At 69.2% G+C, this 25,568-nt stretch carries 25 protein-coding genes; 14 read left to right on the top strand and 11 right to left on the bottom strand.

Features of this window, described 5'->3' with window-relative positions:
• Both MVA01S_RS17485 and MVA01S_RS17480 read right to left on the bottom strand, forming a co-directional pair.
• Window positions 1-327, bottom strand: a 327-nt coding sequence (locus MVA01S_RS17485) for an acyl-CoA thioesterase domain-containing protein (protein WP_174538952.1), incomplete at its 3' end; no start/stop codon positions are given.
• Window positions 324-1,196, bottom strand: coding sequence for a RecB family exonuclease (locus tag MVA01S_RS17480; RefSeq protein ID WP_003933561.1), 873 nt, complete (start codon window positions 1,194-1,196; stop codon window positions 324-326). The genes MVA01S_RS17480 and MVA01S_RS17485, both read right to left, overlap by 4 nt.
• 83 nt (window positions 1,197-1,279) lie before the next feature.
• Between MVA01S_RS17480 and MVA01S_RS17475 the strand changes: the two genes are divergently transcribed.
• Window positions 1,280-2,113: a tRNA (adenine-N1)-methyltransferase gene (locus MVA01S_RS17475; protein WP_003933560.1), complete on the top strand. Its 834-nt coding sequence runs from the start codon at window positions 1,280-1,282 to the stop codon at window positions 2,111-2,113.
• A gap of 1 nt (window position 2,114) precedes the next feature.
• Here MVA01S_RS17475 and MVA01S_RS17470 read toward each other — a convergent pair whose 3' ends face one another.
• From MVA01S_RS17470 to MVA01S_RS17450, 5 genes are all read right to left on the bottom strand, one after another.
• Window positions 2,115-2,687 (bottom strand): TetR/AcrR family transcriptional regulator, encoded by a 573-nt coding sequence (locus MVA01S_RS17470; protein ID WP_040543083.1) that lies wholly within the window; start codon window positions 2,685-2,687, stop codon window positions 2,115-2,117.
• Between the two features lie 82 nt (window positions 2,688-2,769).
• Window positions 2,770-2,982: a hypothetical protein gene (locus MVA01S_RS31335; RefSeq protein WP_003933558.1), complete on the bottom strand. Its 213-nt coding sequence runs from the start codon at window positions 2,980-2,982 to the stop codon at window positions 2,770-2,772.
• A gap of 156 nt (window positions 2,983-3,138) precedes the next feature.
• Complete coding sequence (locus MVA01S_RS17460; protein ID WP_003933557.1) at window positions 3,139-3,432, bottom strand: DUF503 domain-containing protein; 294 nt, start codon at window positions 3,430-3,432, stop codon at window positions 3,139-3,141.
• Between the two features lie 3 nt (window positions 3,433-3,435).
• A complete protein-coding gene (lppK, locus tag MVA01S_RS17455) occupies window positions 3,436-3,975 on the bottom strand; it encodes a lipoprotein LppK (RefSeq protein WP_494337730.1) in 540 nt (179 codons plus the stop codon).
• On the bottom strand, window positions 3,975-4,475 hold the full coding sequence (locus tag MVA01S_RS17450; RefSeq protein WP_003933555.1) for an MTB12 family secreted protein: 501 nt from the start codon (window positions 4,473-4,475) through the stop codon (window positions 3,975-3,977). The genes lppK and MVA01S_RS17450 overlap by 1 nt, the downstream gene beginning before the upstream one ends.
• Before the next feature lie 146 nt (window positions 4,476-4,621).
• Between MVA01S_RS17450 and arc the strand changes: the two genes are divergently transcribed.
• Window positions 4,622-6,460 carry a proteasome ATPase gene (arc, locus tag MVA01S_RS17445; protein ID WP_060941655.1) on the top strand — a complete coding sequence of 613 codons (1,839 nt, stop codon included), beginning with the start codon at window positions 4,622-4,624 and terminating at the stop codon, window positions 6,458-6,460.
• Between the two features lie 18 nt (window positions 6,461-6,478).
• Here the strand turns inward: arc and MVA01S_RS17440 are convergent, their stop codons facing one another.
• Complete coding sequence (locus MVA01S_RS17440; RefSeq protein ID WP_003933552.1) at window positions 6,479-6,937, bottom strand: RrF2 family transcriptional regulator; 459 nt, start codon at window positions 6,935-6,937, stop codon at window positions 6,479-6,481.
• Between the two features lie 18 nt (window positions 6,938-6,955).
• Window positions 6,956-8,101 (bottom strand): hypothetical protein, encoded by a 1,146-nt coding sequence (locus MVA01S_RS17435; RefSeq protein ID WP_003933551.1) that lies wholly within the window; start codon window positions 8,099-8,101, stop codon window positions 6,956-6,958.
• Between the two features lie 95 nt (window positions 8,102-8,196).
• Between MVA01S_RS17435 and dop the strand changes: the two genes are divergently transcribed.
• The 4 genes from dop to prcA all read left to right on the top strand — a co-directional run bounded on the left by dop (window position 8,197) and on the right by prcA (window position 11,660).
• Window positions 8,197-9,705: a depupylase/deamidase Dop gene (dop, locus tag MVA01S_RS17430; protein ID WP_003933550.1), complete on the top strand. Its 1,509-nt coding sequence runs from the start codon at window positions 8,197-8,199 to the stop codon at window positions 9,703-9,705.
• Window positions 9,706-9,799: 94 nt separating this feature from the next.
• Window positions 9,800-9,994, top strand: a complete 195-nt coding sequence (locus MVA01S_RS17425; protein WP_003933549.1) for a ubiquitin-like protein Pup — start codon at window positions 9,800-9,802, stop codon at window positions 9,992-9,994.
• Entirely contained in the window at window positions 9,991-10,908 is a 918-nt protein-coding gene (gene prcB, locus MVA01S_RS17420; RefSeq protein WP_040543058.1) for a proteasome subunit beta, read from the top strand. Before MVA01S_RS17425 ends, prcB begins: the two co-directional genes overlap by 4 nt.
• Window positions 10,905-11,660 carry a proteasome subunit alpha gene (prcA, locus tag MVA01S_RS17415; RefSeq protein WP_003933547.1) on the top strand — a complete coding sequence of 252 codons (756 nt, stop codon included), beginning with the start codon at window positions 10,905-10,907 and terminating at the stop codon, window positions 11,658-11,660. Before prcB ends, prcA begins: the two co-directional genes overlap by 4 nt.
• Here the strand turns inward: prcA and MVA01S_RS32070 are convergent.
• Window positions 11,657-12,268, bottom strand: coding sequence for a hypothetical protein (locus MVA01S_RS32070; RefSeq protein WP_003933546.1), 612 nt, complete (start codon window positions 12,266-12,268; stop codon window positions 11,657-11,659). The genes prcA and MVA01S_RS32070 overlap by 4 nt on opposite strands.
• A gap of 188 nt (window positions 12,269-12,456) precedes the next feature.
• Here MVA01S_RS32070 and MVA01S_RS17405 point away from each other — a divergent pair, with 188 nt between their 5' ends.
• Genes MVA01S_RS17405 through MVA01S_RS17370 form a run of 8 tightly spaced genes read left to right on the top strand, consistent with a single transcriptional unit; the run spans window position 12,457 to window position 24,401 of the window.
• The gene (locus MVA01S_RS17405; protein WP_060941654.1) at window positions 12,457-14,901 is read left to right on the top strand and encodes a GcvT family protein; all 2,445 of its coding nucleotides are present in this window, start codon (window positions 12,457-12,459) and stop codon (window positions 14,899-14,901) included.
• A 4-nt stretch (window positions 14,902-14,905) separates the two neighbouring features.
• Window positions 14,906-16,039 carry an N-methyl-L-tryptophan oxidase gene (gene solA, locus MVA01S_RS17400; RefSeq protein WP_003933528.1) on the top strand — a complete coding sequence of 378 codons (1,134 nt, stop codon included), beginning with the start codon at window positions 14,906-14,908 and terminating at the stop codon, window positions 16,037-16,039.
• Entirely contained in the window at window positions 16,036-17,172 is a 1,137-nt protein-coding gene (locus tag MVA01S_RS17395; protein ID WP_003933527.1) for an aromatic ring-hydroxylating oxygenase subunit alpha, read from the top strand. Before solA ends, MVA01S_RS17395 begins: the two co-directional genes overlap by 4 nt.
• Window positions 17,173-17,198: 26 nt before the next feature.
• Window positions 17,199-18,689 (top strand): aldehyde dehydrogenase family protein, encoded by a 1,491-nt coding sequence (locus tag MVA01S_RS17390; RefSeq protein ID WP_003933526.1) that lies wholly within the window; start codon window positions 17,199-17,201, stop codon window positions 18,687-18,689.
• A 28-nt stretch (window positions 18,690-18,717) separates the two neighbouring features.
• Complete coding sequence (locus MVA01S_RS17385; protein ID WP_003933525.1) at window positions 18,718-20,247, top strand: APC family permease; 1,530 nt, start codon at window positions 18,718-18,720, stop codon at window positions 20,245-20,247.
• The gene (locus tag MVA01S_RS17380) at window positions 20,240-21,787 is read left to right on the top strand and encodes a GMC family oxidoreductase (protein ID WP_003933524.1); all 1,548 of its coding nucleotides are present in this window, start codon (window positions 20,240-20,242) and stop codon (window positions 21,785-21,787) included. Before MVA01S_RS17385 ends, MVA01S_RS17380 begins: the two co-directional genes overlap by 8 nt.
• Window positions 21,762-23,609 (top strand): putative nucleotidyltransferase substrate binding domain-containing protein, encoded by a 1,848-nt coding sequence (locus MVA01S_RS17375; RefSeq protein WP_003933523.1) that lies wholly within the window; start codon window positions 21,762-21,764, stop codon window positions 23,607-23,609. Before MVA01S_RS17380 ends, MVA01S_RS17375 begins: the two co-directional genes overlap by 26 nt.
• 12 nt (window positions 23,610-23,621) lie before the next feature.
• A complete protein-coding gene (locus tag MVA01S_RS17370; protein WP_040543056.1) occupies window positions 23,622-24,401 on the top strand; it encodes an IclR family transcriptional regulator in 780 nt (259 codons plus the stop codon).
• Here MVA01S_RS17370 and MVA01S_RS17365 read toward each other — a convergent pair.
• Window positions 24,367-25,568, bottom strand: a 1,202-nt coding sequence (locus MVA01S_RS17365) for an alpha/beta hydrolase (RefSeq protein ID WP_060941653.1), incomplete at its 5' end; no start/stop codon positions are given. The genes MVA01S_RS17370 and MVA01S_RS17365 overlap by 35 nt on opposite strands.

Raw genomic sequence — 25,568 nt, 5'->3', positions numbered from 1 at the left:
GACCGCCCGCCGGGTGCCGTCGGGTCGGTCGATCAGCATCTCGGCAGCCATCAGCGAGATCCGCGCGCCTGGGCGCTCCACCCAGGCCCGCACGCGCACGGTCGTGACGGGGATGGGGCCCAGGATGTCGAGGCTGAGCCGGCCGACCCGCAGCCCGGTGCCGTCGGCGAGTTCTTCGACGGCCTTGGTCAGCAGGGCCAGCGGCGGCGAGCCGTGCTGGATCCGCGGATCCCAGTTGCTGCACGTGCCCTCGGTGGACTCGTACACGGCGTACTCGCCATCTTCGGAGGCGGAGCCGGGCAGCCGACGGTACAGACAGTCGATCATGCCGCCGGCTCCGCGCGCAGCACCGCGTCGGGGTCGCCGTCCTCGAGCACCTCCGGCCACCCCGGATACGGCGGGGGAGTGCCGCCGAAGGCCGGGCAGTGGGCGCGGTGCGCGCACCAGTCGCACAGTTTCGACGGATTCGGGCGGAAATCGCCTGTCGCACCGGCACTCTGAATGGCCCGCCAGATCGCCATCAGAGTCTTCTCGAAGCGTTCCAGCTCGTCGAGGGTCGGGCTGTAGTCCAGCACCTGGCGGTCGGCCAGGTAGAGCAGACGCAGCCGGGTGGGCATCACGCCGCGCGAGCGCAGCAGTGCCACCGCGTAGAACTTCATCTGGAACATGGCCTTGAACTCGGCCAGCGCCCAGGCTTCCGGCGGCGCTTTGCCGGTCTTGTAGTCGACGACCCGCACCTCACCGGTGGCCGCGACGTCGATGCGGTCGACGAAGCCGCGCAGCAGCGTGCCGTCTGCGAGCTCCACCTCGACCCGCTGTTCGCAGCTCTGCGGGTCGAAACGGGTGGGATCCTCGAGGCGGTAGTAGCCCGACAACAACACGCGCGCCTGCTCCAGCAGCTCGGCGTGCAGGCCGGGCTCGATGTCGGCGGCCAGCGACGGCCGCTCGGCCAGCATGCGTTCCCAGGCCGGAGCCACCAGCGCCGCCGCCGTCTCCGGCACCCGGTCGGCCGCGGGCAGCTGGTAGAGGTCCTCCAGCGCCGCGTGCACCACCGAGCCACGCACCTGCGCGGCCGACGACGGCTCGGGCAGCCGGTCGATCGCCCGGAAACGGTACAGCAGTGGGCACTGCTTGAAGTCGCTGGCACGCGACGGCGAGAGCGCGGGGCGGCGCACCTCATTCGTCGGCTCGGTCATGACTTCGAGCCTAGGACGGGGGTCGGACAAAACGGGGCAACCCGGACGTCGCGCACGCCGCGTCTACTGGCAGGCTGAACGGCGTGCGCAGAACCGGCCCATTCGACGTAGGTGATCGTGTCCAACTCACCGACGCCAAAGGCAGGCGCTACACGATGCTGCTCAAACCGGGCGGCGAGTTCCACACCCACCGCGGCATCATCTCCCTGGACCAGGTGATCGGTCTGCCCGAGGGCAGCGTGGTCAAGTCCACCAACGGCGACCAGTTCCTGGTGTTGCGCCCCCTGCTCGTCGACTACGTGATGTCGATGCCGCGCGGTGCCCAGGTCGTCTACCCGAAGGACGCCGCGCAGATCGTGCACGAGGGCGACATCTTCCCCGGAGCCCGGGTGCTGGAGGCCGGCGCGGGATCCGGCGCGCTGACGTGCTCGCTGCTGCGCGCGGTCGGTCCCGAGGGCCGGGTGACGTCCTACGAACTGCGCGAGGACCACGCCGAACACGCGCTGCGCAACGTCGTCACGTTCTTCGGTGAGCAGCCGGCCAACTGGGACCTGGTGACCGCCGACGTCGCCGACTACGACGGCCCCGAGGTCGATCGGGTGGTGCTGGACATGCTCGCGCCGTGGGAGGTGCTCCGTGCGGTCGGTGACGCACTCGTGCCCGGCGGAGTGCTGATGATCTACGTCGCGACGGTCACCCAGCTGTCCAAGACCGTCGAGGCGTTGCGCGAACAGCAGTGCTGGACCGAGCCCAGGGCATGGGAGAGCATGCAGCGCGGCTGGCACGTGGTGGGTCTGGCGGTGCGCCCGGAGCATTCGATGCGCGGACACACGGCGTTCCTGATCAGTGCCCGCAAGCTGGCGCCGGGAACCGTGGCACCGACTCCGCTGCGCAAGAAGCGCGTCACCCCGGCGTAGCTCACCGGCCGCCGGCGAGCAGCGCCAGGTAGTCGTCGACCACCTCGACCACATACGCGTGGTCGAAATCCTGGTCGGCCAGTAGCCGGCGGAACAACAGCGGGCCGAGAAGTCGTTCGGTCGCCCGCAACACGTCCACGTCGACGGCGAGATCGCCGGACGCGCGGGCGGCGTCGAAGACGTCCTGATACGCCGCGCGGCCCTTCTCGAACAGCGCGTCCTTGATTCGCCGGAACGCGGGATCGACCCCGGCCCTTTCGATGTTCAGACGCATGACGCGTTCCATCACCGGGTCGTGCAGTTGTGAGCGGAAGACCTCGACCGCCGCGATGAGGTCGTCGCGGAGGCGGCCGGTCGGCGGGGTGGTCTTGATGTCGAGAGCCTCGGCCACCAGATCGCGCAGCATCGCCGCGGCATCGGGCCAGTGCCGATACAACGTGGTGCGTCCGACGCCGCTTCGGGCCGCCACCTCGACGTGCGTGACGGCCTCCCAGCCGCGTTCGAGCAGCAGCTCGCGGGCGGCGGTCAGTGCCGCGGCGTTGTTGCGCGCCACCCGCGGGTCAACTCGCGTCATGAACCCCACCTTGCCGTAACCCTCTTTTCGGGACAGTATGTACCATAATTTTGGTGCACGATGTCCCGAAGTTTCCTCCCAACTACAGGCGGGCCATGTCCACACTCAACCTCCCGGTCACCAGCACCCGGCACTGGACCGTCGCCCGGATCCTGGTGGCGCTCGTCGCGATCTTCACCTTCGGCGGCGCGCTGATCGCCGACGCCCTCAGCCCCATGGCGGCGCAGCACATCCTCAATCCCGCCTGGTCTCCGCACGCCAAGTTCCACGACGCGCAGTACATCGTGATGTCCATGCTGCTCGGCGCGCTGGCGCTGATGCTGCTGGCCCGGAAACGGGGCGACGGCCACGCCGCGCTGCTGATCTCGGCGGGGCTACTGTCCTCGGAACCGCTGTGGTGCTGGCGAACCGGAGCCGAGGCGAGGTCACTGCGGCAGCCTGACGGCGGACCTCAGTCGTCGCTGCGCGACAGTCCGCGGCGCACCGACAGCAGTTCGATCTCCGGTCGCGCCGCGACCAGTCGTTCGGCGGCGTCGAGGACCTCCACGACATGGGCACGGTCCCCGGCGACGCAGGCCGCCCCGATACCGGCACGGCGGTACAGGTCGGTGTCGCCCACTTCCGCGGCGGACACGCTGAACCGGCGGCGCAGCTCGGCGACGATGGGACGCACGAGCGAGCGCTTCTCTTTGAGCGAGTGCACGTCACCGAGCAGGACGTCGAACTCCAGCCAGCCGATCCACATCGGTCAGCGCGGCGCGTCGAGGGCCAGCAGCAGATCGGCGGTCTGCCTGGTCAGCTGCCAGGTGCCGTCGGCCGGGGCGAACTCCATCGGGAAGGTGAACTGCCCGTCGGGCGGGTTGGCCGGCGTGATCACGACGGTGGCCACCACGTGCCCGGGGGCGGACTGCGACCACGCGAGGTCGCGGGCCTCGAAGGTCAGCGGCAGGGATCCGTTGTCGCGCAACGCCGTCGCGAAGCGGTCGAGCGCGACGGCTTCGCCGGGGGCGGCGTCCTCGATCAGCGTGAGTTTCTGGTCCCCGGGCACCGCCGGGTCGGACAACCGCGCCATCACGTCGGTCAGCGCGGCGGGCGGCGGCAGCGGGGGACCACCGGGGGTATCCGGGATCGGGACCGCCGGCGCGGTGGTGGATTCCACCGCCGACGGGGTCGCCGGGGGTGCGGTGGCCGCAGGATGCTCATCCTGCGCGCAGCCGCCCAGGCACCCACCCAGCCCGAGCGCCGCCACACATGTGACGGCGCTGCGGACCAGAATCGTGCGGGAGATCAACCCACCGCGGACATCAGGGCCAGTGCGGACTGCTTGGACAGCTGCCATCCGGTCGGGCTCGGCCCGGCGATGAACGTCAGCGGCTGGGTGGCCACGGCGCCCGTCGGGGCCGCCGCGGTGACGTTGGCGGTCACGATCGGACCGTTCTGGTCGATGTCGGCGACGGTGAAGCTCAGCGGGAAGTAGCCCTTGGCCGCGGCGTTGCTGTATCCGCTGTCGGCCACCCGGGCCTCGATGCGGCCGAGACCGCCCTGGACGTAGGTGGCCTTGGCGCCGGCGAAGGAGCCCGGGCCCGACAGCGCGCTCAAGGTGGAGACCAGCGGTCCCTGCAGATCGGGGGCAGGGGCGGAAGGCAGCGGTGCGTTCAGCACCGCGGGCGACGCGCCGGCGACACCCGCACCGACGGCAATCGAGGTCACACCCACGGCGGCAGCGCCGAGTGTTGCGGCTGCTGCTGCCCCAGCGGTCATGCTGGTGACGAGGGTTTTCAGGGTCACGGCTGTCCTTCCGTTCGGCCGACTGATCTAGCGAGGTTAACAGTGGTGCTGGTGTGTCGAATTTCTACACCGCACACAATGTCTGAATCGCCGGTAGCTTTGAAGTTGTTACTGCACCAATTGCCGGTGTGGGAAAGGAGCGCAACATGAGTGAGTCCGAGCGTTCTGAAGCCTCTGAAGTCTTTGGGACGTCCCCCAGCAGCCGTCTGTCTCCCGAGGATGCAGCGGAACTCGAACAATTGCGCCGTGAGGCGGCGGTCCTTCGTGAACAGCTCGAGAACGCTGCGGGCCCGTCCGGAAGCGCACGCAGTGTGCGCGACGTCCACCAGCTGGAGGCGCGCATCGACTCGCTCGCCGCCCGCAACGCCAAACTCATGGACACACTCAAGGAGGCGCGCCAGCAGCTGCTGGCGCTGCGCGAAGAGGTGGACCGGCTCGGTCAGCCGCCCAGCGGTTACGGCGTGCTGCTGTCCGTGCAGGACGACGACACCGTCGACGTGTTCACCTCCGGCCGCAAGATGCGGCTCACGTGCTCGCCCAACATCGACACCAAACAGCTCAAGCAGGGTCAGACGGTCCGGCTCAACGAGGCCCTGACCGTCGTCGAGGCCGGTCACTTCGAGGCCGTCGGCGAGATCAGCACGCTGCGCGAGATCCTGTCCGACGGCCACCGCGCTCTCGTCGTCGGGCACGCCGACGAGGAGCGGATCGTGTGGCTGGCCGAGCCGCTGGTGGCCGCCGGCGATCTGCCCGAGGGGTATGACGACGACCTCGGGGACGACCGGCCGCGCAAGTTGCGTCCGGGCGACTCGCTGCTGGTGGACACCAAGGCCGGTTACGCGTTCGAGCGCATCCCCAAGGCCGAGGTCGAGGACCTCGTGCTCGAAGAGGTGCCCGATGTCAGCTACAGCGACATCGGTGGTCTCGGGCGGCAGATCGAGCAGATCCGCGATGCGGTCGAGCTGCCGTTCCTGCACAAGGAGCTCTACCGCGAGTACTCGCTGCGGCCGCCCAAAGGCGTGCTGCTCTACGGTCCGCCCGGCTGCGGCAAGACGCTGATCGCGAAGGCGGTGGCCAACTCGCTGGCCAAGAAGATGGCCGAGGTGCGCGGCGACGACGCCCGCGAGGCGAAGAGCTACTTCCTCAACATCAAGGGCCCCGAGCTGCTGAACAAGTTCGTCGGTGAGACCGAGCGCCACATCCGGCTGATCTTCCAGCGCGCCCGTGAGAAGGCCTCCGAGGGCACCCCGGTGATCGTGTTCTTCGACGAGATGGACTCGATCTTCCGCACCCGCGGCACCGGCGTGAGCTCCGATGTCGAGACCACCGTCGTCCCACAGCTTCTCAGTGAGATCGACGGCGTCGAGGGCTTGGAGAACGTCATCGTGATCGGCGCGTCCAACCGCGAGGACATGATCGACCCGGCGATCCTGCGGCCCGGCCGGCTGGACGTCAAGATCAAGATCGAGCGGCCGGACGCGGAGTCCGCGCAGGACATCTTCAGCAAGTACCTCACCGAGCAACTGCCGGTCCACGCCGACGATCTCGCCGAGTTCGGCGGCGACCGTGCCGCGTGCATCAGGGGCATGATCCAGAAGGTCGTCGAGCGGATGTACGCCGAGATCGACGACAACCGGTTCCTGGAGGTGACCTACGCCAACGGCGACAAAGAGGTCATGTACTTCAAGGACTTCAACTCCGGTGCGATGATCCAGAACGTCGTCGACCGCGCCAAGAAGTACGCGATCAAGTCGGTGCTGGAGACCGGGCAGCGGGGTCTGCGCATCCAGCACCTGCTCGACTCGATCGTCGACGAGTTCGCCGAGAACGAGGACCTGCCCAACACCACCAATCCGGACGACTGGGCCCGGATCTCGGGGAAGAAGGGCGAGCGGATCGTCTACATCCGCACCCTGGTCACCGGCAAGAGTTCGTCGGCCAGCAGGGCCATCGACACCGAGTCGAACCTGGGCCAGTACCTGTAGCCGTCGTCAACCGGCCCGTCACCTCGCGGTGGCGGGCCGGATCACCGGCGGCGCCAGCGGGATCACCGTCAGCGACGTCGTGCGCGCCAGGTCGCTGACCGTGTACTGGTCGAGTTCGGCGTAGAACGCCTCCTTGGCCCGTGCCAGCGCGCGGCGCAACCGACACCCGGCCAGCAGGGGGCACGGTGCCTCACCGTCGCAGGTGACCACCTCGCGGTCGCCCTCCAGCTCGCGGACCAGCGCGCCGACCGAGGCCGTGCGCCCCGCGTCGGTGAGCGACAGCCCGCCCACGCGGCCGCGGCGGGCCTCTACCAGGCCGAGCTCCACCAGCCGGGACACCGCCTTGGCGATGTGGTTCTCGGACGCGCCCGCCCGCGCGGCGATGAGCCGGGTCGTCACGCGCTGACCGTCGAACTCACCGGCGCTGAGCAGCATCATGGCCCGCAGCCCGAGATCGGTGAACCGGGTCAGCTGCATGCCCCCAGTCTGCAACGGCTATCCGGACGCGGTCGCGGTGCGGTACCGGTCCCGGGCGACGAGCGTGAAGCGCAGGTCCTCCAGCAGTGGGTCGAGGAACTGGGCCCGGTAGTCCTTGTCGGCCACCGCCCGGGCGGCCAGGTACATGAACGTCAACGCGGTCAGGAACATCGTGACGTGGATCAGGGCCTGCGGCACAGGCAGCGTCATGCCCAGCACCCGACCGTCGGTGGGGCTGCCGGGTGCCAGTGCGGACAGCAGTTCCGGGCTGATCAGGATCAGCCCGAAGACCAGGAACAACAGGCCCGTCACCACCGCCACCGTCAGCACCTGCACGATCTGCGACATGGTCAGCACGAACGCGACGTTGAGCCGTTCGGCCTTCGACAACGGCACCCGCCGCGGGCGGTCCGGCATCGACTCGAACGGGGTGCCGGACAACTGCACGGCGTCCCCGGGCACCTTGGCCTCCGGGCTCAGGATGGGCTGCACGCGGCTCCACGTGCTCGACGACAGGAACGCGACGGCGATCAGGATCAGAAACGTCAGCGCGAGCCACAGCCGCGGTCGGCTGATCGCGGCGGCCATCGTCCACACCGGACCGTTGAAGAACACCAGCACGGTCAGCAGCATCACCGGCAGCGCGCCGAGCAGCAGGTTACCCACCGAGGCCAGATTCGCCAGCGTCATCCGCACGGCCCAGCCCAGGATCGCGCCGATTCCCGTTGCGGTGCAAACGAATATCAGCACCACGAGCACGATCTCGGTGACCAGGTCGATCAGCACCCGGGAACTGGGGCCGCCGTAGAAAACGCCGACCGCGGCGATGCCCAGGGACACGGTCGACACGGCGCCGCGCAGGCGTGGGTCCGCTGAGAGTGACACCAGCCGGCCCGTCACCGCCACCGTCGGCAGCACCAGCAGGACGACCGCGATCACGAACCACTCGGTGCGGGTCGGGGAGCCGTCGATGTCGATGGTGTGTTCGCCGGTCGCCGCGACGATGAGAATCGAGAACAGGACCACCACGGCCAGGCCGGCCAGCGCCGGTGCCGAGCGGGTCCACACCCGCTGGACCAGCACCCCGGGGCGCAGCACCGCGGGCAGGCCACGCTGCAGAAACCACCGCTCGGCGGCCACGCGTTGTTCGGTGGTGGAAGGCATCGGGGATAGATTCCACCACGGCGCCACTGCCCGCGCGCCGCGATCGCCGCAGGCTAGTGAGCTGGCCCGCGCCGCCGACCTCTACCCTGGTCGGTATGCAACGGATCATCGGAACAGAGGTCGAATACGGCATCTCCTCGCCGTCGGATCCGACCGCGAATCCGATCCTGACGTCGACGCAGGCGGTGCTGGCCTACGCGGCGGCCGCAGGCATCCAGCGGGCCAAGCGCACGCGCTGGGACTACGAGGTGGAATCGCCGCTGCGGGACGCCCGCGGATTCGACCTGAGCCGCGCGTCGGGGCCGCCGCCGATCGTCGATGCCGACGAGGTCGGCGCGGCCAACATGATCCTGACCAACGGCGCCCGGCTCTACGTCGACCACGCCCATCCCGAGTACTCGGCTCCGGAGTGCACCGACCCGATGGACGCGGTGATCTGGGACAAGGCAGGCGAGCGGGTGATGGAGGCGGCGGCCCGGCACGTGGCCAGCGTGCCCGGAGCGGCCAAGCTGCAGCTGTACAAGAACAACGTCGACGGCAAGGGCGCCTCGTACGGCTCGCACGAGAACTATCTGATGAGCCGTCAGACGCCGTTCTCCGCGGTCATCGCGGGGCTCACCCCGTTTATGGTGTCGCGTCAGGTGGTGACCGGTTCCGGCCGCGTCGGCATCGGGCCCTCCGGTGACGAGCCCGGTTTCCAGCTGTCCCAGCGCGCCGACTACATCGAGGTCGAGGTCGGCCTGGAGACCACGCTCAAGCGGGGCATCATCAACACCCGCGACGAGCCCCACGCCGATGCCGACAAGTACCGCAGGCTGCACGTCATCATCGGTGACGCCAACCTGGCCGAGACATCGACGTACCTCAAGCTCGGCACCACCTCGCTGGTGCTCGACCTCATCGAGGACGGCCCGCAGATCGGTCTGGACCTGTCCGACCTGACGCTGGCCCGGCCGGTGCACGCAGTACATGTGGTGTCGCGCGACCCGTCGCTGCGCGCCACCGTCGCGCTGGCCGACGGGCGTGAGATGACGGCCCTGGCGCTGCAGCGCATCTACCTGGACCGCGTCGCCAAACTCGTCGAAAGCCGCGACCCGGATCCACGCGCGTCACACGTGCTGGAGACCTGGGCGCACGTGCTGGACCTGCTCGAACGTGACCCGATGGAGTGCGCCGACCTGTTGGACTGGCCGGCCAAGCTGCGGCTGCTGGAGGGCTTCCGGCACCGCGAGAACCTGGGATGGAACGCGCCGCGGCTGCACCTGGTGGATCTGCAGTATTCGGATGTGCGGCTGGACAAGGGCCTGTACAACCGGCTGGTGGCCCGCGGTTCGATGAAGCGGTTGGTCACCGAACAGCAGGTGCTCGACGCCGTCGACAGCCCCCCGACCGACACCCGGGCCTACTTCCGCGGCGAGTGCCTGCGACGCTTCGGCGCCGACATCGCGGCGGCGAGCTGGGATTCGGTGATCTTCGATCTCGGCGGTGACTCGCTGGTGCGCATTCCCACCCTGGAACCGCTGCGGGGCAGCAAGTCCCACGTCGGGGCGTTGCTCGATTCGGTCGACAGCGCCGCCGAACTGGTCCAGCAGCTCACCACCTGATCGGGCTATCCCCGGCAAACTGACATCCGACCGGTAGGGTGGAGAGACCGACGGGCATGGGGTCGGGTGCCCGCAACTTACGCAGGAGGCAGCGATGGCTCAGGAGCAGACCAAGCGTGGCGGCGGAGGCGGCGATGACGACGACCTCACCGGCAACGGGGCCGCCGGGCAGGAGCGCCGGGAGAAGCTGACCGACGAGACCGACGACCTGCTGGACGAGATCGACGACGTCCTGGAGGAGAACGCCGAAGACTTCGTGCGCGCCTACGTCCAGAAGGGCGGCCAGTGACCTGGCCCCACCGCGACCAGTCGGCATTTCCGCCCGCAGTACCCGCAGCGTTTGACGCGTTGCCGCACGGGCTTTCCCACGGCGGGGTGAATCTCTCGTCGTTTTCCGACTTTCTGCGCCACCAGGCGCCGCACCTGTTGCCCGGCAACGGGGGAGGCCCGGCCGTGCTGCCGACGGACGCCGTGCCGCACGGCACCACGATCGTGGCGCTGAAGTATCCCGGCGGTGTGGTGATGGCCGGCGACCGGCGCGCCACCCAAGGCAACATGATCGCCAGCCGGGACGTGCAGAAGGTCTACATCACCGACGACTACACCGTCACGGGTATCGCCGGCACGGCCGCGATCGCGGTCGAGTTCGCCCGGCTCTACGCGGTCGAGCTCGAGCACTACGAGAAGCTCGAAGGCGTGGCACTGACGTTCCCCGGCAAGGTGAATCGGTTGGCGACCATGGTGCGCGGAAATCTCGGCGCCGCCCTGCAGGGTTTCGTCGCGCTGCCGCTGCTCGCCGGTTACGACCTCGACGATCCGAATCCCGAAGGCGCGGGCCGCATCGTGTCCTTCGACGCCGCGGGCGGTTGGAACTTCGAGGAGGAGGGCTACCAGTCGGTCGGCTCTGGCTCCATTTTCGCGAAGTCGTCGATGAAGAAGCTCTACGGGCAGGTCATCGACGCCGAGTCGGCGTTGCGGGTGGCGGTCGAGTCGCTCTATGACGCCGCCGACGACGACTCCGCGACCGGTGGTCCCGATCTGGTGCGCGGCATCTATCCGACCGCCGTGGTGATCGGGGCCGACGGTGCTCACGAGGTGCCCGAAGAGCGCATCGCCACCATGTGCCGAGAGATCATCGAGAATCGTTCGCGAACAGATACTTTCGGGCCCGACGCCCGGCCCACCCGAGGTGACGAGCTGTGAGCTTCCCGTATTTCATCTCGCCCGAACAGGCGATGCGTGAGCGGTCGGAGCTCGCGCGCAAGGGCATCGCCCGCGGCCGCAGCGTGATCGCGCTGGCCTACGCCGACGGCGTGCTGTTCGTCGCGGAGAACCCGTCCCGGTCCCTGCAGAAGCTCAGCGAGCTCTACGACCGGGTGGGTTTCGCCGCCGTCGGCCGGTTCAACGAGTTCAACAACCTGCGCAGCGGCGGAATCCGGTTCGCCGACACCCAGGGCTACGCGTATTCCAGGCGCGACGTCACCGGCCGTCAGTTGGCCAACGTCTACGCCCAGACTCTCGGCACGATCTTCACCGAGCAGGCCAAACCCTACGAGGTCGAGCTGTGCGTGGCCGAGGTGGCTCACTACGGCGAGACCAAAGCGCCTGAGCTGTACCGCATAACCTACGACGGTTCGATTGCCGACGAACCGCACTTCGTGGTGATGGGCGGTACCACCGAGCCGATCCTGGCAGCACTCAACGAGTCCTACACCGAGAACGCGAGCCTGGCCGACGCGATGTCGGTCGCGGTCAGCGCGCTCGGTGCGGGCGGCAACGGTGCCGAGCCGCGCACGCTGGGGACCGCCACCCTGGAGGTCGCGATCCTGGACGCGAGCCGGCCGCGACGCGCGTTCCGCCGGATCACCGGCTCGGCGCTGGACGCCCTACTGCCGCAGCCGGATTCGGGCAGCGGCGACGAGAGCGCGGCAGAAGCCGGCGACGCCTCGGGTTAGTCGGCGGCATCGCGGTATCGCCGGTGCAGCTGCTGGCGGGAGACGCCCAGGACCGCTCCGATCTGTCCCCACGACAGGCAGAGTCGGCGTGCTGTGCGTACCGCCTCGTCGTAGCGGTCCTTGGCCCGGGCGAGATCGTCACGTGCATCACGTAATTCGCGGATGCTGCGGCCGGTGAAGACGTCCTCCAGGACGGGGTCGGGATAGTCGATGGGCGGCCGATCGGGCAGGCTCTCCAGTTCGTCGAGGGTTTGGGCGACGATCGCCTGGAGTTCGGGGTGGTCCTGCCACCACGGCTTGGGACGGGCACCTGTCGGGTTCTGCGCGTCATCATGTGTTGACGTGTCATCACTTGATGACGGTTCGCCGAAGTACTCGTCGAGGATCCGGCGCTCCGCGGCGGTGGGTGGGGTGGTGCGTTCGGGCAGGCTCTCGAGGTCGGCGAGGGTTTGGGCGACGATGGCCTGGAGTTCGGGGTGGTCCTGCCACCACGGCTTGGGACGGGCACCTGTCGGGTTCTGCGCGTCATCATGTGTTGACGTGTCATCACTTGATGACGCGAAAAATTCGGAAGGTGTGTCCGCCCGCCGGCGTGCGTCGTCCGTCATCCGGGCCCCTGATCGCCGTGTCGCTTGTGTTGCCGCGAGTATGTCGGACCACCCCGACAGGCGGCTTTCACAGGAATCCCGAAGGTGTGTCCACCTTGCGCCAGGTCCGACCAGGATGGATGATCTGTTGCGTATAACGCATCATGTTGCACAATACGCAACTAGTTTCGAGCGAAAGCGGTCCGCGTATGCCGAGAGTCGTCGTGATCGGGGCCGGTATCGTGGGCACGTCACTGGCCGATGAACTGACCGCGCGGGGATGGACCGACGTCACCGTCGTCGACCGCGGACCGCTGTTCGCCACCGGCGGTTCCACCTCTCACGCGCCCGGGCTGGTGTTCCAGACCAACCCGTCCAAGACCATGACCGAATTCGCCCGGTACACCGTCGAGAAGTTCAGCGCACTGCAGCACCCCGACGGCTGGGCCTTCAATCCGGTCGGCGGGCTGGAGGTCGCCACCACCGCCCAACGCTGGGCCGACCTGCACCGCAAAGCCGGCTGGGCCCGCTCGTGGGGCATCGAGGGTCACCTGCTGAGCCCGGACGAGTGCGTGCGACTGCACCCGCTGGTCGACCGCGATCGCATCCTCGGCGGCTTCCACACCCCCGCCGACGGGCTGGCCAAGGCCCTGCGGGCAGCCGAGGCCCAGGCCCGTCGCGCCGAATCCCGCGGCGCCACCCTGCGTCCCCACACCGAGGTGCTCGGCATCGTCGACGACGGACGCCGCGTGACCGGAGTGCGCACCGCCGAGGGCGTCCTCGACGCCGACATCGTGGTGTGCGCGGCCGGCTTCTGGGGCGCAGAACTGGCCCGTGAGGTCGGCCTGGTGCTGCCGCTGGTGCCGATGGCCCACCAGTACGCCCGCACCGGTCAGATCGCCGAGCTCGTCGGCCGCAACACCGAACTCGCCGAGGCGGGGCTGCCGATCCTGCGGCACCAGGATCAGGACCTCTACTTCCGCGAACACGTCGACCGGCTCGGGATCGGGTCCTACCGCCACAAGCCGATGCCGGTGGACATGTCCACCCTGCTCGCCGATACGGCAGGCGAGCAGATGCCGTCGATGATGCCGTTCACCGAGGAGGACTTCGCGCCCGCCTGGCGCGCTGCCGCCGATCTGATTCCGGCACTGCAGGATTCGAAGGTCGAAGAGGCCTTCAACGGGATCTTCTCGTTCACCCCTGACGGATTCTCCCTGATGGGCGAACACCGCGAACTCCCCGGATTCTGGGTGGCCGAAGCGGTATGGGTGACCCATTCGGCTGGGGTGGCCAAGGCGACGGCCGAATGGATCATCGACGGCGCCCCGTCGGTCGACACCCACGAATGCGATCTGTACCGGTTCGAAGAAGCGGCCCGCAGTCCGAAGTTCGTCATGCAGACCAGTTCGCAGGCGTTCGTCGAGGTCTACGACGTCATCCACCCGCACCAGTACCGCACCGCGCTGCGCGGCCTGCGCACCAGCCCGTTCCACGCCCGGCACACCGGGCTCGGCGCGTACTTCTACGAAGGCGGCGGGTGGGAGCGGCCCGCCTGGTTCGAGGCCAACGCTGCACTGGCGCAGCGCCTGTTGGACGACGGCCTGCCGGTGCCACGCCGTGACGAGTGGGCCGCGAAGTTCTGGTCGCCGATCTCGATCGCCGAGGCGCACTGGACTCGTGAACACGTCGCGATGTACGACATGACCCCGCTGACCCGCTACGAGGTGGCCGGGCCCGGTGCCGCCGCATTCCTGCAGCAGATGACCACCAACAACGTCGACAAGAGCGTCGGGTCGGTCACCTACACCCTGATGCTCGACGACAACGGCGGCATCCGTAGCGATCTCACGGTCGCCCGGCTGGCGCCGGACACCTTCCAGGTCGGGGCGAACTCCCCGATGGACTTCGACTGGCTCTCACGCCACCTGCCGTCCGACGTCGTGCTGCGTGACATCACCGGCGGCACATGCTGTGTCGGGGTGTGGGGGCCCGCTGCCCGCGACGTCATCGCGCCGCTGTGCCCCGACGACGTGTCCCACGAAGCGTTCAAGTACTTCCGCGCCCTGCACACCCACCTCGACGCGATCCCGGTCACCATGCTGCGTGTCTCCTACGTCGGCGAACTCGGCTGGGAGATCTACACCAGCGCCGAATACGGCGCCGCGCTGTGGGATCTGCTCGCCACGGCCGGCGCCCCGCACGGCATCATCGCGGCCGGGCGGATCGCGTTCAACAGCCTGCGCATCGAGAAGGGCTACCGCAGCTGGGGCACCGACATGACCGCCGAACACCTGCCCGCCGCAGCGGGACTGGACTTCGCGGTGCGGATGGACAAGCCCGGCGGCTTCGTCGGTAGAGCCGCTCTCGGGCAGGCGCCCGCACCACAGAAGATGTTGCGCACCATCGTGTTCGACGATCCCGACGCGGCCGTGCTGGGCAAGGAACCGGTGCTCGTCGACGGCACCCCCGCAGGCTACGTGACCAGTGCGGGCTACTCTGCGACCCTCGGTCGCACCCTGGCCTACGCGTGGCTGCCCGCCCACGCCGGCGTCGGCACCGCCGTCACGGTCGACTACCACGGCGCCACGCACACCGCCGTCGTCCGTGCCGAACCGGTTGTGGACCCGACGATGGCCCGGATCAGAAGGTAGCGCAATGGCTTTCGATGTCATCGTGATCGGTCTGGGCGGGATGGGCAGTGCCGCGGCCTACCATCTGGCTGCGCGTGGGCAACGCGTCCTCGGACTGGAGAAGTTCGGGCCCGCGCACGACCGGGGCTCCAGCCACGGCGGGTCGCGCATCATCCGGCAGTCCTATTTCGAGGATCCGGCCTATGTCCCGCTGCTGCTGCGCGCCTATGAGCTGTGGGAGCGGTTGGCCCGCGACAGCGGCCGCGACGTGTACCGCCTCACCGGCGGGCTTTTCATCGGGCCGCCGGACAGCCTGACCGTCGCGGGCAGCCTGCGGGCGAGCCGACAGTGGGACCTGCCCCACGAGCTTCTCGACGAACACGAGATCCGCGCGCGGTTCCCGAATTTCACCCCCGATCCGGGCGACATCGCGCTCTACGAGGACAAGGCCGGTTTCGCCCGCCCGGAGCTGACCGTGCAGGCGCATCTCGACCTGGCCGGCAGCGCGGGGGCCACGCTGCGGTTCGGCGAGGAGGTCGCCGGCTGGAGCGCGACGCCGGACGGGGTGACGGTGCGCACCGCCGCCGGTGTGTACACCGCGGGTCAACTGGTGATCTGTCCCGGCGCGTGGGCCCCGCAACTGCTCGCCCAGTTCGGCATTCCGATCACCGTGGAACGGCAGGTGCTCTACTGGCTCGACCCCATCGGCGGCACCGCCGCGTTCGAAGACCACCCGATCTTCATCGACGAGGACAGTTCCGGGATACAGAGCTACGGCTTCCCGGCCATCGACGGACCTCGCGGCGGGGTGAAGGTCGCGTTCTTCCGCAAGGGTGTCGAGTGCACACCGGAAACCATCGACCGCACCGTGGGCGACCGTGAGATCCACGAGATGCGCACCCGCGCAGCCGAACTGATTCCCAGGCTGGACGGCCCGTGCCTTCATTCGGCGACCTGCATGTACTCCAACACCCCTGACCAGCACTTCGTGATCGCCCGCCACCCCGACAGCGTGAACGTGACGGTGGCGTGCGGTTTCTCCGGGCACGGCTTCAAATTCGTGCCCGTGGTGGGGGAGATCCTGGCCGACCTCGCCCTGTCCGGTGCGACGGCGCACCCGATCTCGCTGTTCGACCCCCGCAGATTGGTGACCGCATGACCGCAAAACTGGCGCCCGCGCTGCTGTCCACCCTCGGCGGCCGCTACTACACCAGCGCCGAGGTGTTCGCCGCCGAGCAGGAGCACATCTTCGAGGCCATGTGGTTCTGCGCCGCCCGGTCGGCGGACCTCGCGGACCCCGGTCGGTTCAAGAAAGTCCAGGTCGGGCGTGAGAGCGTGTTGCTGGTGCGCGGCCGCGACGGGGTGTTGCGGGCGTTCCTGAATGTGTGCCGTCACCGCGGCGCGCAGTTGTGCGTCGAGGGTGAGGGCGAGGTGAAACGGACCTTGCGCTGCCCGTACCACTCGTGGACCTACGCGCTGGACGGCAGGCTCGTCGCCGCGCCCAACATCGGCACCCTGACCGACGACGAGGGCGCACCGATCGACCGGTACCGCTACGGACTGGTGCCGGTGGCGCTGACCGAATGGCTCGGCTACGCCTGGGTGTGCCTGGCCGACACCCCGCCACCGTTCGAGGACGTGATGGCCGAGACCGCCCGCACACTCGGGGATCCCGAGGCCGTCGACCGGTACGGCATCGGCGCTCTGGACGTCGGGCACCGCGTCGTCTACGACGTGGCCGCCAACTGGAAGCTGATCGTCGAGAACTTCATGGAGTGCTATCACTGCAGCACCATCCACCCCGAGCTGGTCGGGGTGCTCCCGGAGTTCGCCCGCGGCGTCGCGGCACAGGCCAACATCGGCCTCGGCGCGCAGTTCGGTTCCGGGGTGGCGGGGTTCACCGTCGATGGCGGGGCAGGCTTCGACCGGCTGCCCGGTATCAGCGAGGAGCAGGACCGGCGCTACTACGCGATCACCGTCAAGCCCACGGTCTTCCTCAACCTGGTGCCCGACCACGTCATCTTCCACCGCATGTACCCGGTCGCACCCGACCGCACCGTGGTCGAGTGCGACTGGCTCTACACCGGTGACGTGGTGGGCTCGGCGCGTGACGTGTCGAACTCCGTGGAACTGTTCCACCGGGTCAACCTGCAGGACTTCGAGGCATGTGAGCGGACGCAGCCGGCGATGTCCTCGCGTGCCTATCGTGACGGCGGGGTACTCGTTCCCGCCGAACACCACCTCGCGGAGTTCCATTCGTGGGTAGTGTCCCGGCTGGCGGCTGCGTTGTAGACACGACGAGAGGGCTCCGGTAGGCCATGGACGGCGAACCCGATCTGTACATCGGCGGCGTCTGGCGGCACGCCTCCGACGGCGGCACCCGCGACATCGTCAACCCCGCGCGCGGCAAGGTCGCCGCTGTCGTCGACGAAGCCACCCCCGAGGACGCCCGCGCCGCGGTCGCGGCCGCCAGGACGGCGTTCGACGACGGCCGCTGGCCGGGCACCCCGGTGACCGAACGCGCCGCGCTTCTCGACCGTGTCGCCGACCTGCTGCAGCGCGACAAGGAGGAACTGGCCGCGCTGGAGACCGTCGACACCGGCAAGACGCTGGCCGAGAGCCGCATCGACATCGACGACGTGACATCGGTTTTCCGGTACTACGCCAAGCTGATCGGCGCCGAGTCCGACCGCGTCGTCGACGTCGGCGACCCTGCGGTGGTCAGCCGGGTGGTGCGCGAACCGATCGGGGTGTGCGTGCTCATCGCCCCGTGGAACTATCCGCTGCTGCAGATGTCGTGGAAGGTGGCCCCGGCACTGGCCGCGGGCGCCACGATGGTCGCCAAACCCAGCGAGGTCACGCCGCTGACCACGATCGCGTTCGTCCGGCTGCTGGTCGAGGCCGGGGTGCCGCCCGGTGTGGTGAATCTGGTGCAGGGCAGCGGCGCCACGCTCGGGGCCGCGCTGACCGACAACCCGGCCGTCGACTTCATCTCGTTCACCGGGGGCCTGGCCACCGGACGCGTCATCGCCCGGACCGCGGCCGAGCACGTCACCAAGGTCGCGCTCGAGCTCGGCGGCAAGAACCCGCACATCGTGTTCGCCGACGTCACGGCAGGCGGCGACTGGGATGCAGCGGTCGACCACGTGCTGACCGGGGTGTTCCTGCACTCCGGGCAGGTGTGCTCGGCGGGCACGCGGCTGATCGTCGAAGAGTCCGTGGCCGACGACTTCGTGGCCGCGCTCGTCGCGCGGGCCGGGAAGATCCGGATGGGGGACGGACTGGACCCGGCCAGTGAGACCGGTCCGCTGGTCTCCGAGCAGCACCGCGCAAAAGTGGAATCCTTTGTGCAGCTGGGTATCTCCGAAGGCGCCCAACTGGTGTGCGGCGGGCGTCGGCCGGACGAACCCGCGCTGGCCGACGGGTATTTCTTCCTGCCCACCATCTTCGACCGTTGTGAACGGTCGATGCGGATCGTGCAGGAGGAGACGTTCGGCCCGATCCTGACGGTCGAGCGGTTCACCACCGAGGACGAGGCGATCGCTCTCGGCAACGACACGGAATACGGTCTCGCCGCCGGCGTCCGAACCTCGGACCCGGCGCGGGGCGAACGTGTGGTGCGGGCACTGCGGCACGGCACGGTGTGGCTCAACGACTTCGGCTACTACACCGCCGCGGCGGAATGGGGCGGATTCGGCAGGTCGGGCAACGGTCGCGAGTTGGGGCCCACCGGGCTCGCGGAATACCAGGAGCTCAAACACATCTGGCACAACACCGCTCCCACTGCTGCGGGCTGGTTCAAAGGTTAGTCCGTCCGGGGAAGGGACAGGCTCTGAAATGGTGATCAAACAGCCCCACGCCGACAGCGGCATGGAGGATTTCGGCTACAAAGAGTCACTGGACCGCAGCATCGGGAAGTTCGCCAGCTTCGCCGCAGGCGTCAGCTACATCTCGATCCTGACCGGTACGTTCCAGCTCTTCTACTTCGGCTACGGCACCGCCGGACCGGCCTATCTGTGGTCGTGGCCGATGGTGTTCGTCGGTCAGATGGCCGTCGCGCTGTGCTTCATGGAACTGGCCGCGAAATATCCGGTGGCGGGCTCGGTCTACAACTGGAGCAAGAAGCTGGCCAGCAGGCTGGTCGGCTGGACCTCGGGGTGGCTGATGTTGACGGCCTCGATCGTGACGATCTCGGCGGTCGCGCTGGCCTACCAGCTGAACCTGCCCCGGTTGTGGAGCGGCTTCCAGGTCATCGGCGACGGGTCCGGCACCTACGACTACGCCGCCAACGCGGTGCTGCTCGGCACGGTGCTGATCATGTTCACCACGCTGGTCAACGCGCTCGGTGTGCGGCTGATGTCGCGGATCAACTCCAGCGGCGTGTTCATCGAGTTGATCGCCGCGGTGCTCATTGTGTTCCTGCTGGCGATCAACGCACAGAACAGCCCGAAGATCTTCTTCTCCACCAACGGCTACGGCGCCGGGGAGAGCATGGGCTTCCTCGGCGCGTTCCTGATCGCGTCGCTGGCGTCGGGTTACGTGATGTACGGATTCGACACCGCGAGCTCACTGGGCGAGGAGACGGTGGAACCGCGGCGCACCGCGCCCAAGGCGATCGCGCGGGCCATCCTGGCGTCGTTCGTGATCGGCGGCGGCATCCTGGTGTTCGCGGTGATGGCCGCGCCGAACCTGCAGGACCCGCAGCTCGGCGAGAGCAGCGGCGGCCTGCAGTACATCGTGGAGCAGGTGATGTGGGGCCCGCTGGGCAAGATCTTCCTGGCGTGCATCGTCATCGCGGTGACGGTGTGCTGCCTGGCGGTGCACACCGCCGCGATCCGGCTGACGTTCGCGATGGCCCGCGACAACGCGCTGCCGTTCGGCGAGAAGCTGGCCACGGTGAACCCGAAGACCCAGACCCCGATCGTCCCCGCCGTGACCATCGGGGTCATCGCGGTGATCATCCTGGTCGTCAACATCGCCAATCCTCAGATCTTCACGGTGCTGACCTCGATCGCCATCATCATGATCTACCTGGCGTACCTGATGGTCACCGGGCCGCTGCTGAAGAAGAGGCTCCAGGGTCAGTGGCCGCCGGCGGATCTCAAGGAGGGCGGCTACTTCACCATGGGACGCTGGGGGCTGCCGGTCAACATCGTGGCCGTGGTGTGGGGTATCGGCATGGCGCTGAACCTGGCCTGGCCGCGCGCCGCCGTCTACGGCGAACCCTGGTACAACACCTGGGGCGCGTTCGTCTACATCGGCATCATCGTCGGTGCCGGCCTGCTCTGGTATTTCGTCAAGGGCCGCAAGCACATCGGCACGCTGAAGTCCCACGCCGCCGAGACCCTGGCAGACGCTGATGGCTGAGGGTGCGACATACGACGCCGCGGGCATTGCGACATACGACTACGTCATCGCCGGTGGCGGCACCGCCGGATGCGTGCTCGCGGCAAGGCTTTCCGAGGATCCCGCGGTGACGGTCTGCCTGGTGGAGGCGGGCCCGTCCGATGTCGGCGACGACGCGATCCTGGTGCTGTCGGACTGGATGCACCTGCTCGACTCCGGCTACGACTGGGACTACCCGATCGAACCGCAGGAGCGCGGCAACTCGTTCATGCGCCACGCCAGAGCCAAGGTGCTCGGCGGCTGCTCGTCGCACAACTCGTGCATCGCGTTCCTGCCCCCCGCCGAGGCGCTCGACGAATGGGTGGCGATGGGCGCCACCGGATGGGGCGCCGAGGACGTGCTGCCGCTGGTCCGGCGGCTCACCGAGACCGTGGTGCTGCGCGACGTGCCGCCCGAGGATCCCTGCGGCGCAGCGGTGCTCGACGCGGCGGCGCAGATCGGCATACCCACGGTGAAGTTCAACCGCGGCGAGACGGTGCGCAACGGCGCGGGCTGGTTCCAGATCAATGCGACCGCGGACGGCACCCGGCTCTCGACCAGCCACGCGTTCCTGCACCCGATCCTGGGGACCCGAAAGAATCTGGAGGTCCGCACCGATTGCTGGGTATCGGAGGTCCTGTTCGACGAGCAGTCACGCGCCACCGGGGTGCGCTACCAGCGCCCCGACCTCACCGGCTATGACACGGTGTCGGCGCGGCGCGAGGTGATCGTCACCGCCGGCGCGATTGACACCCCGAAGTTGTTGATGCTCTCCGGAATCGGGCCCACCGCCCACCTGCGCGAGATCGGCGTCGACGTCCGGGTGGACTCACCCGGAGTCGGCGCGAACCTCGACGACCACGTCGAGGGCCTGGTGTTCTGGGAGGCCGCCCGGCCCATGGTGAGCACGTCGACCCAGTGGTGGGAGATCGGTCTGTTCACCACCGTCGACGAGGGCTTGCGCCAGCCGGACCTGATGATGCACTACGGCAGTGTGCCGTTCGACATGAACACCCTGCGCCACGGATACCCGACCACCGACAACGGGTTCTGCCTGACACCGAACGTGACCCAGGGCCGGTCCCGGGGCACGGTGCGGTTGCGCTCCCGCGATTTCCGCGACCGGGCCAGGGTGGACCCGCGCTACTTCACCGACCCCGACGGCTACGACGAACGCGTCATGCTCGCCGGCGTCCGGCTGGCCCGCCGCATCGCCGAACAGGCGCCGCTGACGCCCTGGGTGGCTAGGGAACTGGCCCCCGGCCCCGACGCGACCACCGACGACGAACTGCTCGACTACATCCACCGCTGTCACAACACCGTCTACCACCCGGCGGCGACCGCGCGGATGGGTGCGGTGTCGGACCCGATGGCGGTGCTCGATCCGCAACTGCGGGTCAAGGGGGTCACCGGGCTGCGTGTGGTGGACGCCTCGGCCATGCCGAAGTTGCCGTCGGTGAACCCGAACATCACCGTGATGACGATGGCGGAGAAGTGTGCCGACCTCATCAGAGCCACCTGAGAAGGCCGGCCTCGCCGCGTTCCTGGCCGACCACACCCCGTTCCAGGGATCCACGCAGGACGAACTGGACGCGCTGGCCGACGGGGCGTCGCTGACGCGGTTCCCGGCCGGGGTGGTGGTCGCCGACTACACGAGCCGGGTGCCGGCCGAGGTGTGGATGGTGCGCGAGGGCGCCGTCGCATTGCGGACCACCGGCGACGGCGCGCTCATCGACATCGTCACCCCGGGCGGGATCTTCGGATACATGCCGTTACTGGCAGGCGCCGGAATGGATTTCGAGGCCAGAACCACTGCGCCCAGCACACTGGTGCGGCTGCCGGAAGCGCTGGTGCGCGCGCAGTTCGCCAAACCGTCGGGCCTGGCGTTTCTGGCTTCCTCGGGCTGGCAGCACGCCGCCGAACGGTCGACCCTGATGCCCGCCCCCGACAGCACGCCGGTCAGCGAGTTGGTACGCGGCGAGGTGCTCGTCGTCGAACCCGGCGACGCGGTGCGCGACGTCGTCGTGAAGATGACCGAACGCCACGTGTCCTACGCGCTGGTCCGGCTGCCCGACGGCGCGCTCGGCATCTTCACCGACCGTGACCTGCGCGCCCGCGTCGTCGCGGCGGGCGTGCCGGTCGACGTCGCGATCGACCGGGTGATGAGCGCGCCGGCCCGCACGGTCACCACCGACCTGACCGCCGACAGCGTGCTGATGGAGATGCTGGAATGCGGCCTGCGGCACATGCCGGTGCTGACGCCGCGCGGCGAGGTCGTCGGCGTGCTCGAAGACGCCGATCTGCTGGCCGCGACCGCCCGGCAGAGCTTCACGCTGCGCCGCGCCATCGCCCACGCGGGCACTGCCGCCGAACTGCAGGCCGCAGGCAGGCGCGTCACCGGCACCGCCGTCGACCTGTTCCGCAGCGGCACGAAGGCCGCCGCCACCAGTGCCATCCTGTCCGTCGTCGTCGACAGCCTGGTCCGTCGCGCCCTGGAACTGGTTGTGGCGCAGCCGCAGAACCGGAACCTCGACGGATTCGCCTGGCTGACCCTGGGCAGTGTGGCCCGCCGCGAGGCGATGCCGTCCTCGGACGTGGACAGCGCGCTGTCCTGGCGCGACGAACTCGGTGGGCAGGCGCCGCGGCTGCGTGCCCTGGCCGCCGAGGTGCACGGGCTGTTGGACGCGTCCGGCCTGCCGTCGGACCGCAACGGCGCTGTCGCGTCCAAGGCGATGTTCTCGCGGTCGCAGTCGGACTGGCTGCACACCGCGCAGGGCTGGCTGAGCGACCCGCTGCGCGATCGCGGGCTGATCCTGTCGTCGTTGCTGATCGACGGCCGCGTGGTGTGGGGGGACCCCGGCCTGCACGCCGTGCCCGCCGCCTACCAGCGGATCCGCGAACAGCATCCGAACGCGCTGCGTCTGCAACTGCTCGACGCGCTGTCGGGCAAGATGCGCACCCGGTCGCTGCGCGACGTGCTGTCGCGCCGCGGCGGCACGTTCGACCTGAAGAACCACGCTGTTACCCCGGTGGTGAACCTGGCCCGGTGGGCCGGGCTGACCGCGGGCGTCACCTCGGCGGGCACCCCGACGCGGTTGCAGGCCGGTGCCGAGGCCGGCGCGCTGAGCGAGCGCGACGCCCGAACCCTGTGCGACGTGTTCGCGATGCTGCAGCGGCTTCGGATGACCCACCAGGTCGAGCAGGTCGCCGCCGGGCACACCCCCGGGGACATCATCACGATGTCGGAGCTGTCCCCGCTGAACCGCAGCCTGCTCGGCGACGGTCTGCGGGAGATCGCCGCGGTCCGGCGGCGCGTCGGCAATCTCGGGCTCACCGGCGTATAGGCTCACTGCGCAATGGCCAGGGACGACCGAGCACCGGCTGCCGTGCAGTCGGTGGACCGCGCGCTGAGGGTGCTGGAGATCGTCGCCGGTCTCGGTGCGGCCGGGGTCACCGAGATCGCCGCCGAGTTGGGTGTGCACAAGTCCACGGTGTCGCGGCTGATCGCGGTGCTGGAGGCGCGCGGCTACGTCGAACAGGTCTCCGAACGCGGCAAATACCGCCTGGGCTTCGCGATTCCGCGGCTGGCGCACGTCGCCGGAGGCCAGATCGATCTGGTCAAGCTCGGTCAGGAGGCGTGCGACGCGCTGAGCGTCGAAGTGGGGGAGACCGCCAACCTCGCGGTGCTCGACCAGGACCGCATCGTCAACATCGTGGAGACGATCGGCCCCGCCGAGATCACACTGCGGACGTGGGTGGGGCAGACCTGCCCGGCGTATGCGACGTCCAGCGGCAAGGTACTGCTGGCCGGTCTGGATCCCGCCGAACTGCGGTCCCGGGTGCGGCCGCCGCTGACGGCCTTCACCGACGCCACCGTGACCGGCATGGTCGAACTGCAGGACCAGTTGGCGGTGGTGCGCGACCGTGGCTGGGCGAGCGTGCGCGAGGAACTCGAGGTCGGGTTGAACGCGGTCGCCGCGCCCGTGTTCGACGTGCACGCGCAAGTGGTTGCGGCGCTGAGTGTTTCGGGTCCGTCCTATCGACTCGCGGTGGACCGGTTCGACGAGGTGGCCAAGCAGACCGTCGCAGCCGCCGACCGGGTCAGCCGCCGGCTGGGTTGGACGGCCCGCGACTGACGCCCACCGCGCGGTCCACGGTGTGCCGGTCGCCGGTGATGACCGCCAGGATCGTGCGCCACGCGTCCGACGGCCGGTTCAGCATGCCGCTGTGGGCGCCCCAGCCCGCCACCGGTCCGCCGTCGTCGTAAACCCCTGTGCGCAAACGGATCACGCCGCGCATCTCGTCGGGGTCGGCGCCGTGGGGTCCGCCCGGGATGCCCTGGGCCAGCTCGATGAAATCGCCGGGCGCGGTCATCGAGTAGCGCTGGACGGCCGGATTGCGGTTGCGCCAGTCGCCGGGGTCGTCGACCCCGACGCCGGCGCCCGCGGCGGCCAGGAACAGTGTGCGGTCCGACGTCAGCCCGAGCGTCTCGGCGGTGCCGACGATCGAGCCGCCGTACGAATGGCCCATCACCGTCACCAGCACGCCGTCGGGCACCTGGCGGTCGACGTCCTCGCTGAACGCCACCAGTCGGGGCGCCATCTCGACCGCATAGCGCGGATCGGCGGCGTCGAGAACCACGTCGGCCGGGTTGCGCACCTGCGGGAAAGGTCCGCCCAGGTAGGTGATCACCGCGACGTCCCCGCCCGTCGCGGCGACGAAGCGCTGCGCGGTGGCGGTGTTGGCCGCCGAGCCCTCGATCGTGGTGTTCACCCCCGGAACCAGCACCGCGAGGCTGCGCGCGGTGGCGAGGTCGCCGTTGAGCTCGACCAGGGAGGCGCGGCCCGGATCGAAGGCCACGATGGTGCGGGCGATGCGGCCCCGGCCGGCCGGATCGTCGATCTCGCCGAGGAGGCTGCGGTAGAACGCGACGCGGTCCCGGGAGTGGCCGTCCGAACCGGTCTCGGCCAGGATCGCCGCCGCGATGTTGAGCCGGTTGGCCGCCGCACGCATGTCCCACGGAACGCCGTCGGTGTTGCCCACCTGATGGGGGAAGTCGGCCACCAGCGTGTTGCGCTGCTGCGGGGTCATCGCCGCGATCTGGGCGGCGATGCGGTCCTGGCTCATCCTGGGCCAGGCGTCGACGACATCGGCGGCGCGTACGGGCCACGCCCCGGCGGGCACAGTGGCGGCGGGCCGCTCAAGTACCGGTGCGGCGGGCCGCTCAAGTACCGGCCCGGCGAACACCGCCAGCGCCGCGGTGATGTCGGCGGCGGCATCGGCGTCGGCCGTCCCCAGCCGCC

The sequence above is a fragment of the Mycolicibacterium vaccae NBRC 14118 = CIP 105934 genome (assembly GCF_001552715.1).
In the GTDB taxonomy this organism is placed as follows: domain Bacteria; phylum Actinomycetota; class Actinomycetes; order Mycobacteriales; family Mycobacteriaceae; genus Mycobacterium; species Mycobacterium vaccae.
The sequence above is the reverse complement of the archived record's forward strand: the minus strand, read 5'-3'. Positions and strand labels throughout refer to the sequence as shown.

Bases quoted from the DNA above. Each gene is read 5' to 3' on its own strand.
- MVA01S_RS17480 (WP_003933561.1), bottom strand. From the start codon at position 1,196: ATGACCGAGCCGACGAATGAGGTGCGCCGCCCCGCGCTCTCGCCGTCG.
- MVA01S_RS17470 (WP_040543083.1), bottom strand. From the start codon at position 2,687: ATGACGCGAGTTGACCCGCGGGTGGCGCGCAACAACGCCGCGGCACTG.
- MVA01S_RS31335 (WP_003933558.1), bottom strand. From the start codon at position 2,982: ATGGACATCACGATGTACTGCGCGTCGTGGAACTTGGCGTGCGGAGAC.
- MVA01S_RS17460 (WP_003933557.1), bottom strand. From the start codon at position 3,432: ATGTGGATCGGCTGGCTGGAGTTCGACGTCCTGCTCGGTGACGTGCAC.
- arc (WP_060941655.1), top strand. From the start codon at position 4,622: ATGAGTGAGTCCGAGCGTTCTGAAGCCTCTGAAGTCTTTGGGACGTCC.
- MVA01S_RS17440 (WP_003933552.1), bottom strand. From the start codon at position 6,937: ATGCAGCTGACCCGGTTCACCGATCTCGGGCTGCGGGCCATGATGCTG.
- MVA01S_RS17435 (WP_003933551.1), bottom strand. From the start codon at position 8,101: ATGCCTTCCACCACCGAACAACGCGTGGCCGCCGAGCGGTGGTTTCTG.
- dop (WP_003933550.1), top strand. From the start codon at position 8,197: ATGCAACGGATCATCGGAACAGAGGTCGAATACGGCATCTCCTCGCCG.
- MVA01S_RS17425 (WP_003933549.1), top strand. From the start codon at position 9,800: ATGGCTCAGGAGCAGACCAAGCGTGGCGGCGGAGGCGGCGATGACGAC.
- MVA01S_RS32070 (WP_003933546.1), bottom strand. From the start codon at position 12,268: ATGACGGACGACGCACGCCGGCGGGCGGACACACCTTCCGAATTTTTC.
- MVA01S_RS17405 (WP_060941654.1), top strand. From the start codon at position 12,457: ATGCCGAGAGTCGTCGTGATCGGGGCCGGTATCGTGGGCACGTCACTG.
- solA (WP_003933528.1), top strand. From the start codon at position 14,906: ATGGCTTTCGATGTCATCGTGATCGGTCTGGGCGGGATGGGCAGTGCC.
- MVA01S_RS17395 (WP_003933527.1), top strand. From the start codon at position 16,036: ATGACCGCAAAACTGGCGCCCGCGCTGCTGTCCACCCTCGGCGGCCGC.
- MVA01S_RS17390 (WP_003933526.1), top strand. From the start codon at position 17,199: ATGGACGGCGAACCCGATCTGTACATCGGCGGCGTCTGGCGGCACGCC.
- MVA01S_RS17385 (WP_003933525.1), top strand. From the start codon at position 18,718: ATGGTGATCAAACAGCCCCACGCCGACAGCGGCATGGAGGATTTCGGC.
- MVA01S_RS17380 (WP_003933524.1), top strand. From the start codon at position 20,240: ATGGCTGAGGGTGCGACATACGACGCCGCGGGCATTGCGACATACGAC.
- MVA01S_RS17370 (WP_040543056.1), top strand. From the start codon at position 23,622: ATGGCCAGGGACGACCGAGCACCGGCTGCCGTGCAGTCGGTGGACCGC.